We start from the raw sequence: 14023 nt of genomic DNA on the forward strand, positions 1-14023 counted from the left end.
GATAACAGAACGGCACATGTTCGCAATAAACTCTTCACGGACATATTGTTCAATAAAGTTTGCAAAGCTTTCCTGTAAATAACATAACCTCTTGTTTTTTCACAACATCTCTGTTTGATTTACAAAGAATCTCAATTATTTACAACGCTTAAGGCACACAAAGTCTCTGGATTCCTTGTCATAGGCTCTATAAAATGTAACATATTGATTTATAATAATAATTAATCATTATAAATATTAAATGTAGCGAGCCTAATATCGTTAAGTTTTTCTTAATTTTGAATCAATCAAAGTCATTCATTTACGCATCAAAGAAAATTTACCCTATAGACAAAAACCACTGAAGAAAAAGATCAAAATACTTCTTATAATAGAATGTTCAATAATTTAGGCAATATTTTACATCCCCATAGAGGTTCATTTTTTCTTCTCCATTTTCAAATATCTTTTTAAAACCAACCAAGCGGCATATTCTTGTAAGACGACACCTAAAAGTGGTCGCGTATAGGGAAAAGTTATACGATCATCACCATAACCTTTCATCCGTATAGTTATGGTAGCATGTCCAAGGCTTTCTGCTTGATTTTCTAATGTCTCCAAAGAAGGCTCTAGGCTCACTTCAACCTCAAGCAGTGAAATATCTTGTTTACCTTTTTCTATGGGCTGAAAATATTTTAAAAGCAGCGGATCATTGCCCAACCAACACACCTCTGCATGCATCGCTAATTGTTTAGAAGCAGTAGTAACTTCTGCACCAACCAAATATGGACGAAAATGATTTTCAAATTCTTCCACGAAATGTTGTTCCAAGGGTGCTTCTGATTGAGCAACCAGTTGCACCAAAACATAGGGGCTTTTCCATAAAAAATGCCGCTCAAAGGGTTCATTTTCAAGATGATCATCAACCCACTGCGCAATAGTACTTTCATCAATTCCAATCAAAGTCCATGCATACCCCGCACGCGATACAGAAGAATATCTCTTCTCGTTGTGTTCTAAATAATTCTCTAAAAGCGCAAGAGCCTGTGATGGTGGACCAGGCAAAACAACAAGCGTACTTCCATCGCAAGAGAGATAAAACCCTGGTGCTGTGCCTGTAGGATTATCAAGTACGGTTGCTGTCTCAGGAAACAATGCTTGACGTGCATTACTCTTATCCGCCGTAATCCCTAATCGTTGTAATTGACCTTTTATTGTTTGCCAAACATCTTCATGATGTACCAAAGGCTGCTTTACAGCTTGAGCAACTCCATCGCGTGTTTTATCATCTGATGTTGGTCCCAATCCCCCACTGATAATGATAAGATCTTCTTGTCCAAGACAAGAAACAACAGTCTCACTGATTTGCTGTAATTGATCAGCACAAACAAAATGACGTGTGACTTGAATATTTCTCTTGTTCAAGCTTTGGCTTAAATCTTGTAAGTTTGTATTCAAATATTGTCCTGAAAGGAGTTCATCACCAATGGTAATAATGGCAGCACGATGAACAAAGACAGAATTCATAAGAGAATTGCGAACAGCTTCAGCCATTTGACGGGTAGAAGCTATACCTCCAAGATCATAGGTAACGGTTTTTCCAGCACGAATAACCTGATCAACACTCTCAGACAGTTGTTTTGCTGCATCTTTAAAGCCTAAATGCTCTAAGAGTAAAGCCGTGGTATAAAGCATCGCAGAAGGATTGGCTTTATTTTGTCCAGCAATACGTGGTACGCTTCCATGAACAGGTTCAAAACAAGCAATCTCGCTCCCCACATTCACATGAGATGCAAGCTCCCCTCCTCCCATTATACCAGAGCCAAGAGTAGAGAGAATATTGCCAAACATATTTTCAGCAACAATCACACCAAACTGCTCTGGCTTGGTTGCAATCCACAAAGCAACCGCATCAACATTATGAATATCTGATTCAATTTCCGGATAGTTTTGCGCAATTTTCTCAAAAATTTCCTGAGCAAACTGACCACTTTCTCGCAGAACATTGGGCTTATCAGCAAAAGTAACCCGCCCAAACCCATGTCTGCGTGCATACGAAAAAGCATATTCAAATAACCGTTCTAAACCAAAGCGTGTCTGCAAACGAACTGTCCACGCGGCCTCCTCAAGCCCATATTTTGTCAAATTTGGATGTTTTAGCCAAACGGCTGTTTCAGGAGGAATACCCCGAAAATCCAATCCAGCATAAAGGCCTTCACTATTTTCTCTGATAACACAAAAATGAAAAGGACGTTGGGGACCAAAGATGTATCTTACAGGACATATATTCGCAAACAAACCTAACTTTTGGCGAAGTTGAAGTGCGGGAGAAACATAGCCAAGGTTTTTCTCTTTTAAATGCGGAGCAAGTTCTTTTAAAGCCGCTTCTTTTCCTTTACTGGTCACAGCACCAAGTAAAATAGCATCACTCTGAGTAATTTTTTGCCAAGTCGCTTGAGGAATAGGATCTCCTTCCTGTTTCCAACATTCAAAACCAATATCACCATAAGTCAATTCAATCGGCAATTGGAATTGCTCTAAGACCATCAGCGCAGCATCACAAACCTCTGATCCTATCCCATCACCAGGTAATACAAGTACTTTCTTTTTCATAGTCCCTCCAGCCACTCATCAATAACTGCATCCATCATAGTAGGATTATCCTCCCATAAACGCGTACCAGCACCAGAAACAATCTTATATTCATGGTTCAGATTATGACTTTTCGTCTGATTATCTACCGTTGCAAGTTGCGACTTTTCTCCCACTAAAGCTAAAAACTTCCCCTTATACTTAACTATTTCATCTCTAGCATCTATTTCTAATAAGAGTTTAAACCCTCTTGTCATGCGTTCAATTGCCACGCTTTTTTTTTCATCAGGAATCTCCAATAAGGCTCTTTTTTTCATAATGCCAGAAGGATGCATAAAACCATTGAGTATTTCCAAAGCCCCCGATAAATCATTATTTTCTAAGGAGGCAAGAATATCTCCAAGGCGCCGTTGCAAAACCTTATCTGGATAGCCAGGTGCATTCACAGCAAGCACAGCTTGAACATTGGGAAGCTGTACTGCCAATATTTGTACCAATGTTCCAGCCATAGAAAATCCTACCAACACCGTAGGCTCTTTAAAATAGCTTTTAAGTTTTTCTGTCATAAAAGATAAAGTCTCTACAACAGAATGATTGAGAACATGAGAACTCTTAGGAAAAAGAGAGAGTGTGTCCAGCAGAGTGACAGGGAATCCTTTTGTTGAACATAGCGTTGTCAATGGAGAACAAAAGACACCATCATCCCAAACTGGCATCACAGGAGAAAGAATAATAATAGGAAAGCGCATTGCTCAATTTTTCCCCCTATTTTAAAACATGCATTCAGGCAGAAACTCTTCCCACCCACTATCATGAAAATACAGATATGTTGAAATTCTAAACTCATAAGCTTCCCCCCCGTAATCAGTGATTTGTTAAACGCACACTAAGCCTGTGATAAATTTAACCCCACGCAATCAAACAACTTCATAAAAAAATTCATCTAATGTACAGGTGCCCCCATTTGTATAAAACATCAAAAGCATTTCCGCATAATGCTTTCTTTTTATCATTTTACTCAGCTTATTTCTGAAATCATAAAAACACGGGCATTTCGAATATAAATGATAAAACCAATGAGACAACACCCTGCTAACAAAGTTGCCATAGCCCGTGGGCTATGACCAGAGATTTTTCCGATAACCGCTGCACTGAGTGCCGCACTGCCTAATTGCAAAGACCCCATAACACCAGAAGCCGCTCCCGCAGCTTGCGGATGCGATGAAATAGCCAACGCTGTTCCTAACGGTAATAAAAAACCATTGCCAAAAGTAAGAACAGCAATAGCGATAAAACTTGTCACAAGGGGCCATGGGCTTAGATACATCTGCAAAGCAAAGAGCATGCCTCCTATAACAAAAATAATGTACCCTCGACAGACAGTTTTTTCCATAGACTCGCGTTCGAAAAACCATCGCGCTAAAAGATTTCCCAAAATATAGGGCAATGAAACACCAATATAGGTATAACTAATGTATATCGGCGAAAGCCCCAAAGTCGTGAGTAAAAAAGGCGATTCTACAATATAAGCAAAATAGGCTGCGTAAGAAAAACACGGAATAAGTGCATAAAAAATAAATTGTTTATTTCTAAGAACGCCTAGATATCCCTTCATAAATCCTATAGGAGAAAAATGCTGCCGTTTTTGAGGGGGTAGAGTTTCGCTTAGCACAAAACAACATAGCAACATGGTCAAAAATATAAAAAAGCTTAAAAAGATAAAAGTTGCCTGCCAATGAAAAGCTTGTATCAAAAGTCCACCAATGAAAGGTGCAAGTGCTGGTGACATTCCAATAAAAGGAAAAACAATCAAATAAAGTTTTCCAGCCGCTTTTTTATCCAACAAATCATTGATAATTGCACGACTTAAGACAAGTCCCGCACAAGCACCCAGACCTTGCAAGAAACGTAACACAAGAAAAGCGTGAATATGAACCGTATAAATCACACCAAGTGTCGTAAATAACCACAAGAATAAGCCCAATAGAAGTGTTTTTTTACGCCCAAAATTATCACTCAGCGGCCCATAAATGAGCTGCCCAAGTGCCAATGCCAACAAAAAAACCGCCACTGCACTTTGAATTTGAGATTGTGTCACTTGATAATATTGACGCATATCGCCCAGTGCCGGTAAAAAAATATCGGTAGAAATCAGCCCTCCTGTTGATAAACATACGATAAGTATAATGAATGGTAATGTATATTTATGTTTCATCAGGAAAGTCACACTTTTTATTTAGGTATTAAATATTATTTAATTAAATATAATTATATTTTATGCTTATATATGCAAATAATAATTATTAAAAGTGTTATTATTTTACTTTATAAAAATATTATTTTTTTATAGACAGCATTTTATTTTACAAACTTCACGAGCTAAAAAGTTACCCCCTAAATAAGCTCTCCTATACAAATACTTTGCCGTAATATTCCGTTGCTTTTTTCATTGATATTATAAGCAAAAGCATAATTTCTCTCTCCACGGCAACAGTCTCACTTTCTATACAATATCCATCAACGTTGATCGACAAAACGTAAAGCAGAAAAACAATCTCTAACGTATCTACCCCAAAATCACTATGGTGGCACATAACACAACAATAGCTTGAAGCCCCTATCAACACAAATAATTATGGAAAAAATCTTGATCTATCCCCTATACCATAAAATATAATGCTTTCTCTGCAAACCAACTCACAACCAAATATATCTTACTCATTTCATAAAACTCTTCATCTAAGATAAATATCAAAAAATTACCGTGTAACATATTAACAAATATGATGTCATAACAATTCAATAAGCTTTTTATTTAACTTAATCCATAATCTTTTATAACACTATGAATGAACGTTACTGATATTTATTTTTATCTTTAAATGCGCCTTCTAATCTCATTTTATAAATATTCTTCCCATAAAAACAGTAACACTTTTATAAAAATAAGCAGATATACCCCCTACTTTATAAGCTAGAAACCAATAAACGATAGTATACAATTTTTTTAAATTATTCTCTCTCATGAGAAATTCTATGATAATATGATAATAGTATACGGATAGACCGCCTTTTTTCAGACATAAGTGAGGTCTTTTGAATTGTATAGCCACATTTTACTTCTCATAACAAACATTTGTTTAAAGTATTTTCCTATTCCTTTTTGGCTCATATCTATTCCTTTTTGGAACATAATTAGCAAAAAGGCATTGTATCTCCAGCATATTCAAGGAGATAAAACATGGAAACTCGCATTCCTGAAGACACACCATTCGATACCAATTTTCTAGGAGAAACATCTCTAGAAGAAAAGTATCCATTCTTTCACACACCCATTTCATGGTCCGCGATCTTTGCGGGACTGGTGACGGCTCTTGCTACCTCAATCTGCCTCTCTTTTCTAGTCGCCGCTTTAGGCTTAAGCCAAATGGATTTCACTTCTTCATCCCCATTTGAAGGCTCTTTCCTCTCCTTTGGCGTGGGGTCTGTTATCGTTACACTGATTAGCCTAGCCTTGGGAGGCTTTGTAGCTGGACGTTTTGCTGAAACCTCAGGGACTCTTCATGGCTTTCTCACTTGGGCTCTCATAACATTGCTGATGACCCTCCAAGCCATCCACGTGGTTTCTAGTACAGCAAAGATAGGGGCTAAAACCGCTCTAGAAAACAGCTCCATGGTCCAACAAACCGTTGACAGCCTCAAAAACAATATTTCCCCTATACTTGCAAAATTAAACAGTGAAAGTCTTGAAAAGTTTTTTGCAAAAAACAGTGACGATGGCATCAATTTTGACCAACTTGGCAATGAATTGCACACCCTTCTCAATAAAAGCGACATTCCTGCTCTCAATGCTAATCGCTTAAAACAAACCTATCAGGCTGCACTCAATGATATTGGTTCTGCGATAACAGCTTTCAAAAATGATCCTTCTCACTATCGCACCACTTTAAAAAATCTTGGTGAACGCCTGTCTGATCGTGTAGAAGATCTCACGACAAAATTTAATCGAAGCGATATCATCAATGCGCTTATGAAGGATGGCATGACCCGTGCGGAGGCACAAACAGCAGCCAACCGTGCCGTTCAACTCTATCAAAGCGCAGAGGAAAAAACTGAAAAAGCCATCAAAGCCCTTGAAGAACGGGCTGAAACACTCTCAGACAATCTTGAGGATACGATCAAGGGAGCAAAAAACACTGCGACTAAAGCCACAAAAACAGCCTCCAATATGGGATGGTGGGGCTTTTTAGGAAGCTTGATAGGTGCCGTAATTTCCAGTGTTTTTGGCTATTATGGTTATAGAAGCCGTAAAGACACTTTCATGCTTTAAAACGTCTACCTTTAAAGCAAATATATAAAAAGCTGCACTATGCGTGCAGCTTTTTTGCAAAATTTTCTTGATTTTTCATGCTTTTCAACACAACAAGAATTTTCGAAATCTACGTGAATCTTTTATAATCGTGAGAGACAAGATTCAAAATAAAAGATTTTTTTCAATAATTCTATTTTTTTATGTTTTTCCTTTAAAAAACTTCTTAAATGAAGTGTTGACTCCATCGATTATATATATGCCGTTACAGCATAACAAATATGCGGCTATTGCTCTATTTTTTCCATTCAAGCCAAACAAATTTCGCAGAAAAATATTCCTCTACGATCAACAACTTTTCTCAATATGGAAACCATTTTACATCTCATGTAAGAGGGAGCATTATGCGGTTAACATTTCATCCACACACAATATGAGAGAATAAGTTGAATTCTCTGATACAAAGGGAATACTAACCTACCCAATTATCTATTCTCAACAAAGCAACACTCTCACCACTTCAATACCAGTATTTTAGTTTGAGGATATGAATACATATTTACATTCTAGATTAAATGTATCAAATAAATAATGAACATAAAATCTATCAATAAACAATGGCTTAACTTTACATGCTTCAAACAAAGGACAAAATTCTATAATCATGCGTTATTAATTCTTTTGTAAATATTTTTATCAGATATCAAAAATCGTACCATTGCTTTCAATACAAGAAACCGACATAAAAAATTTCATATTGAATTACCAAAATAGTCTTTTACAAATTGCGATATTATAGCAAAAACTTCATTGGCTAATTATATGAAAAAATAAAATAGAAAATGCACTTTAATAAATATAAAGCAAATCGTTTTATAAAAGAATATGTAAAAAACCATAAATCACCTTATGATCATGTATTTGTGATTCAGATATTGAGTTCAGTTTTGCACAATCGTTTGAAAAAAAACGATGAGATTAAAGTTTATGCGCAACTGCCTAAATGGTTTAAAATTGATACACCTCTTGGATCATATACTCCCAATTAGGCTGTATTATTCGAGCAAGATGGGCAAGAAAAACTGTATTTTGTTGTGGAAAGCAAAGGAAGTATTTTCGAAGACATCTTGCGCGATCTGGAAAAAGCAAAACTCTATTGCGGTCATGAACATTTCAAAGCTTTAGAAGAAAATACCCAATATATTGTTTCTGATAATTATGAAACTTTTATCAATCAAGCAATTTAAAAATATACCATAACAACTTGAAAAAATGTTTGGGTTATGGAAACAACCCTCCCTTGTTGTTTATAAAATGCAACTTTTTCCTACTCTATAATTTACAAACTCTTCCTTATAACCGATTTTAATTTTTATTAAACAATCAAGAGATTGTCGAACATTTTTCAGAAAGGGCAGCATATTTAATAAAAGAAAATTATAAACTATTGAAAATACATTTGACACCCAAATAATCATTTAATCATAAAAAATGATATATAAACAAACATTGGATTTTTAAGTCAATAATTTGATTTATAAAGATTTTAACATTTTCCATGTTAAATAATAAATGCAAATGGAGCAGGCATGCACGTCTAGGTTCTGCTTTTGCTCTCATACAGATTGAATTGACAGCGAATAGACTCCTCGATAAACTCATTGACATCAGCTTAACTGATGGCTTAATTCTAGAGAAAAAGGCGGGTTATACACAAGGGGACCATCAGCACTTCCAATCACATTCATTCCAATATCAAAATTGCAGATATCACAAATGCGTGTTCATTCTTAGAGCTCTGTAATTTATGACGTAGGCCCCATATCTAAAATAATATCTGTAGGGAGCATGATCATGCAAAAGGTAGATTCCTATACCAAATCAGAAAAATATGTCATATATACCGTCATTATTTCCAGCATACTTCCTCTACTAGACGGGAGCATTGTCAATGTCATCCTTCCTGACCTTGCACGTTATTTTTCCGTGGAAGGAAATAATATACAATGGGTTGTCACGTCCTATTTTCTAGCCACCGTTCCAGGGCTGCTGATGTCCGCTTTTGTGCAAGGAAGAATAGGTATAAAAAGAACTTGGCTCCTTGCAAGCTTCATTTTTATGCTTGGCTCACTGGGGGTAGGATTAAGCTATAATTTTCCAACCATTATATCTGCCCGTATTATTCAAGGGTTCGGGACAGGCCTTTTGCTGCCCCTTAGCCAAACCATTATTGCGTTACAATTTGGGCAGACACGAGTGCGCCAAGCCATGGGCACCATAGCCGTACCAACGGTTTTTGCTCCTGCCTTTGGACCGCTGGTAGGAGCTTCATTTGCTCAGTATGTGTCTTGGCGTTTGTTGTTTTTTATCAATATTCCGCTTATTTTATTGGCACTCGCCCTTGGAGCAAAACATTTAAAGAGCAACGAAATAGCAAAAACAAAATTTAACTTATTTGCATTTTTAGCATTTTCTATATCGCTTCTCTCGTTTTTTTACCTCACAGAAGCCAGAAATATAAATAACCACAACGCCCTCTTTATCCTAGCACTTATAGCAGTGATATCTCTCATATTATTCATTGTTTCTAATCAGAAAGCAAAAAACAAATTAATCGTCTTTAGCGGATTTAAAAATGCGCGCTATACATTGCTCATGATCATGGGGCTTGTTGCTTCATTTCTTTTTTATAGTTTCCTCGTTTATTTCCCACTAGCCATTGCCATGGAACAAGCCCATGAAAATAGCCTTCTCATCATCGGTGCAGTCCTAGCTCTGCAAGGAGTGGGTGCATGGATTGGAAGGAAATTTATTTACCAAAAGTGGAAAGAAAAATCTCCCTTTTTCATGATAGGAATTGGTTTGGTGATATCAAGCTTTGGGTTATTATGCTTCGGCTATAATATAAGCATGGATGGACTTGGATTCTTGCTAAGAGGCGTAGGGCTTGGCATCGCCACCATTGTATGTTTGTCTGCTCCCATCCAATATGTCAACAGTTTATACGTCAAAGATACAGCCGTTATCACACGCATATTACAGCAAATAGGTGGAGCCTTAGGGGGTGTATTTGCTGGCTTTCTGCTACATTCGTTAACAGAGCAACGCCTTTCCTTAAGTCAAACATATCTCATATTCTTCCTCTTCTCTATCGCTGCATTTTTACTGTTTTGCCTAGCCCTCTTCTTATCGCCTCAAGAGAAAAATTCCGATTTATGATATGCTTTTGTATGAACGCCCTATCAATAACATTTGCAACGGTGTATAAAATTATACAGCCTTTACCACTGTTAAGGAATACCAATGCGCTAGAACCTTTGCCCCAGCCTTCATCATTCTATAAAAGAGCGTTAAACCGACAAGCTCCTTAAACTCTGAAATCGGACACCTCTAGTAGCATACATGTTGTTTGTAATTTTATGATTTTTTTGATGCTATGAGACACCTCTAAAAACCTATTGAAATATGCGATTTTCTGAATAGTATCTTTGGAGGTGTCCACAGAGGACAACATGATTTTCTATCCAAGATCCCATCACTAACAAACGCCCCTACAACACCAGTATAGAATACGCCGCCCAGCCCCCAATGCTGATCATTTTTCACGACGCATCGCGGTGTGGAAAATCGCACCGCACTTTCAAACCAAGTTATTTCATTCACCCTATATCACACTTCTTTGATCACTATGGTTTGGTAATTGCAACGGGATTAAGTGAATAAAGCAACAAAAACAGCTGGTAAAACAGCATCTTCTCTCTATTTTGTTGTTAACTGTTATAACAAATCTCCCCCGCTTTAAGAACAAAGGCTTTCCTCTTTGAGGGAGAAGTTTTTAAAACATTGAAAATCGTAATATACAATGACATACGGGAAACCATCTTTAAAAAAATTGTTTTTTTGATTTTTACAGTGTGCTTTTAGATTTCCCTACCTTTAAATTTTTCTTGTAAGTTTTACGGCAAAAAAAGCTTTTCAGAGCTTTTTTACACCTAATTTCATTGCTTAAAGCTCCCTTACAGAGACGATAACTGTTTATATTTCTTCTTTAGCAAGTATGCAAGATTAACAGCGGATATCATAAAATAGCATTTTTAGTGAAAGCAATAAACTTGACGAGATAAACGAGATTGCTAAACTTCTCTCTTGTCCCACTTGAGCTCTTTACTGGTTATGCGAATAAAGCGCCCCATCTGCTCTTTTTGACAAGCAAAGAACACACGCAACATTTTTTTCTAACATACTATTGTTGAAATTCTTGTCACAAAACCTTCCGTTCAGGGATTATGCGCATTGCCTGCTTCCTTCTCTCCAATAAACAATCTGCCAATAAAGAATGCTATTGCAGTTACGATAATACAAAATTATACTTCTGTTCTCATTCTATATTTTTCGAATTATCACACATTATTCACCCCCCCTTCACTGCTTCACTGCTATAACAATGAAAGGAGAAAAAAATTAAAACACAATATGGCATTTCCCTTTCAAAAATCTTATATAAGCCACAAAATTGTTGCGCGACTTTCTATGCAAGGTCAAGCCAATAAAATCATACTCTAAAAACCACTCCACACACCACTTTTTGATATTATAAAGCCATAAAATGCAATTATCATCCCCGCAAAAAATATCTCAAAAAAACAAAATTCCTCCTGCTACAATTAGGATACTCTCTCAAATATTACCAAAGTACTATTGGTCGAGGAATTTGGATGCCTTATTCTTTTATACACCACCTGCTCCTCATGAGGATCTAACTGATGATAAAGAAGTCAAGGTTAAGAAACGACTAGATACAATCAATGTAAAATGCGATGAACCGCTTGAAATCCTTGGTCCCCTGCTTGGTGATTTTTTGGACAGCGAGTTTCATAAGTTAGTCGAATTTGAAGACATACCAGAAGATCAAATGCTACAACAGCTTAAAACAGATCAACATGAAATTTTAGAAACGTTAAAGAAAGATGGATTGGAATATCAGCGTGGAGGATATATTATCAAGAAGAGGCTGACCTCCACACAAGAATTGCAAAAAGCTGGTCTCCTCTCTACAGAAGAGCTACAAAAACGTATTACAGAGAAAGAACTTTCAGCAGTAGAAATCGAAATAAATAGGGCATTAGAAAATATAGAAAAAGATCCAAGGGAGGCAGTTCTATTTGCAGCAAATCTATTGGAAGCCTCTTGCAAAGCTTATCTCGACCACCATTCTATCCCATATGCAGAAAACGCCCGTAATAATCTGCCCGCTTTATGGGAAGAAGTCGTTAAGAAAGCTAAGATCCATCCCGAAGATATGAAGAAAGAAAACTTAAAAAATCAAGATCTAGATGAAAATGACTTAAAAATGATCGCATCCGGTCTGTATCAAGTTGTGCATGGTACTATGAGTTTAAGAAACAAGAAAGGTGCAGCGCACGGCCGCTCAAAAAAGGATTTCGAACTAATCAATCTCAAACCTCGCCATGCGCGTTTAACTTTTAATGCCGCCCATTCTCTCTCAATTTATATCTTAGAGCTCATGGATCAGCCATAATTAAAAAACTTTAGAAAAAACATATCACGACTACCAGCATTTTCTCATGCCATTTTTAATGCCTAAAAAGCATTAAAGGGGGGCTGTTGCTACCCTACAAAACCAAATATTTCTATAGCATGACAACATGAGTAGTCACAGCACCCTATGGTTCTCCTCTTCCCCACTTTTCTAGGCTCCGCTTCTAAAGTCAGTGGGCAATTTCTGTAAATGCAAAAGGCACCCTTAAAGACAGCGAATGAGGATGGTGCGAAAGTATTGCCTTGATTATTTTTTTAAGAACAAACTAGCTGGTGTACTATTTTTGGAAAGCTCTCGTGAAGAAATATTATGATAGAGAAGCTAGTCGTTATGATAAAAATACAGTTCTGACTCTGTAAAGAGAGAAAATCTGAGTTTAGATTTAATCCCTGAAAAGCCTTTATGCGCGTAAATTAGATACCTATACGTTCTTCTCCTACCCTACATAATTTTATAATAAGATAGCTCGTATAAAAAATAGCACTATTCTTACTACTATAGCCAAGATTAATGGTGACATTAATGATCTTTATGATCACATTCAAGTCAATTCAAGTTCTAAAAATGATGAATTAATTGTCTCTGTTTTTTATCCTGAAGATGCACCATTACTTGAGCACGCCACAGGTGATGTTGTTCATATTGCATATGATCAATCATGCGATTGTGGCTATCATGGCCATACCTTACACCTGAAAGGAAGAACACCAACTTTTTATAATATTATGGGAACTTCAATTTCTGTACACGATTTTACAAATGTCTTAAATCTTCAAGGTTGCACTCTTTTGGCTACAGATATTCAACTCATTATAGTCAATCAATTTGAGAACGATGTTGGCGTTTTATTGTTTATTGATTCACGTTACGATATTGAAAGAAATGTCCTTTTCTCATCGCTCTCATCCTCTTATCTGATAAAAGACATTATCAATCAATACAATTTTTCCATGTTTGCTTTATGCAGAAATCTCAATTTATTCGCTCCTCAAGCTCAGAAAAAATAAAATCCTTTTTTCAAACGTCTGAATATCCTATAGAGCTTGATGGTGATTTAGTATAAATTAAATAAGATAAGATTATAAACTTCATCGATAAGTTCTTCATTATCACTGGAACCTTAATCACTGGAACCTTATACGTTTTTTTCCTTGCTCTTAGAGCAATAAGCTCTTTCCATAAAAGATTTTGCATAAGCTAACACACGACCTTTAAAGTAATTTTCACAAAAGTGTATTTAAGGTAGGGTAAGACATCATCCGATTTGTACCTCGTTGTACTGAGGCTAGAGATACTAGCTTTGGAACGGTGTGGAATAAGAAGCACATGAGATACAAGAACGCCCTTATTTTTTCTAGTAGACATATAATTTTGTGCTCTGAAGATTATCCAATCTTCTCTTTAAGACTTAAGAGCCCCCTCCCCTCGGTATAGCCTTCTCTATAGCTTATAAAACCCAATATTCCTATAACGGGATAAAATTTAGTGATCACGTACTCTATGGCCTTCCCCTTACCACTGCCAGTTTCCGTTCAAACATCAAGACCAATGGCTGCAAAAGCAAAAAGCTGCCCCTTTTTTTC

At 36.6% G+C, this 14023-nt stretch carries 6 protein-coding genes and 1 pseudogene; 4 read left to right on the top strand and 3 right to left on the bottom strand.

All coding sequences use genetic code 11. From position 1 onward, the window contains the following. Positions 1-417: 417 nt before the first annotated feature. From ACFIMU_RS07965 to ACFIMU_RS07975, 3 genes are all read right to left on the bottom strand, one after another. Entirely contained in the window at positions 418-2592 is a 2175-nt protein-coding gene (locus tag ACFIMU_RS07965) for an isocitrate/isopropylmalate family dehydrogenase (RefSeq protein ID WP_375608638.1), read from the bottom strand. Beyond that, positions 2589-3320 (bottom strand): alpha/beta fold hydrolase, encoded by a 732-nt coding sequence (locus tag ACFIMU_RS07970; protein ID WP_375607409.1) that lies wholly within the window; start codon positions 3318-3320, stop codon positions 2589-2591. Before ACFIMU_RS07970 ends, ACFIMU_RS07965 begins: the two co-directional genes overlap by 4 nt. 269 nt (positions 3321-3589) lie before the next feature. Then, the gene (locus ACFIMU_RS07975) at positions 3590-4786 is read right to left on the bottom strand and encodes a multidrug effflux MFS transporter (RefSeq protein WP_375608637.1); all 1197 of its coding nucleotides are present in this window, start codon (positions 4784-4786) and stop codon (positions 3590-3592) included. 1026 nt (positions 4787-5812) lie between these two features. On the opposite strand from ACFIMU_RS07975, the gene ACFIMU_RS07980 reads away from it, so the two are divergent. The 4 genes and pseudogenes from ACFIMU_RS07980 to ACFIMU_RS07995 all read left to right on the top strand — a co-directional run bounded on the left by ACFIMU_RS07980 (position 5813) and on the right by ACFIMU_RS07995 (position 12419). After that, positions 5813-6901, top strand: coding sequence for a DUF3792 domain-containing protein (locus ACFIMU_RS07980; protein WP_375615518.1), 1089 nt, complete (start codon positions 5813-5815; stop codon positions 6899-6901). 821 nt (positions 6902-7722) lie between these two features. After that, positions 7723-8127, top strand: a pseudogene (locus ACFIMU_RS07985) (hypothetical protein). Between the two features lie 607 nt (positions 8128-8734). Continuing rightward, a complete protein-coding gene (locus tag ACFIMU_RS07990; protein WP_375614186.1) occupies positions 8735-10099 on the top strand; it encodes an MFS transporter in 1365 nt (454 codons plus the stop codon). A 1387-nt stretch (positions 10100-11486) separates the two neighbouring features. After that, positions 11487-12419 (top strand): abortive infection family protein, encoded by a 933-nt coding sequence (locus ACFIMU_RS07995; RefSeq protein ID WP_375614795.1) that lies wholly within the window; start codon positions 11487-11489, stop codon positions 12417-12419. The last annotated feature ends 1604 nt before the right edge of the window (positions 12420-14023 follow it).

The organism is Bartonella sp. AC70YNML, assembly GCF_042196545.1.
In the GTDB taxonomy this organism is placed as follows: domain Bacteria; phylum Pseudomonadota; class Alphaproteobacteria; order Rhizobiales; family Rhizobiaceae; genus Bartonella.

Bases quoted from the DNA above. Each gene is read 5' to 3' on its own strand.
- ACFIMU_RS07965 (WP_375608638.1), bottom strand. From the start codon at position 2,592: ATGAAAAAGAAAGTACTTGTATTACCTGGTGATGGGATAGGATCAGAG.
- ACFIMU_RS07970 (WP_375607409.1), bottom strand. From the start codon at position 3,320: ATGCGCTTTCCTATTATTATTCTTTCTCCTGTGATGCCAGTTTGGGAT.
- ACFIMU_RS07975 (WP_375608637.1), bottom strand. From the start codon at position 4,786: ATGAAACATAAATATACATTACCATTCATTATACTTATCGTATGTTTA.
- ACFIMU_RS07980 (WP_375615518.1), top strand. From the start codon at position 5,813: ATGGAAACTCGCATTCCTGAAGACACACCATTCGATACCAATTTTCTA.
- ACFIMU_RS07990 (WP_375614186.1), top strand. From the start codon at position 8,735: ATGCAAAAGGTAGATTCCTATACCAAATCAGAAAAATATGTCATATAT.
- ACFIMU_RS07995 (WP_375614795.1), top strand. From the start codon at position 11,487: ATGCAATTATCATCCCCGCAAAAAATATCTCAAAAAAACAAAATTCCT.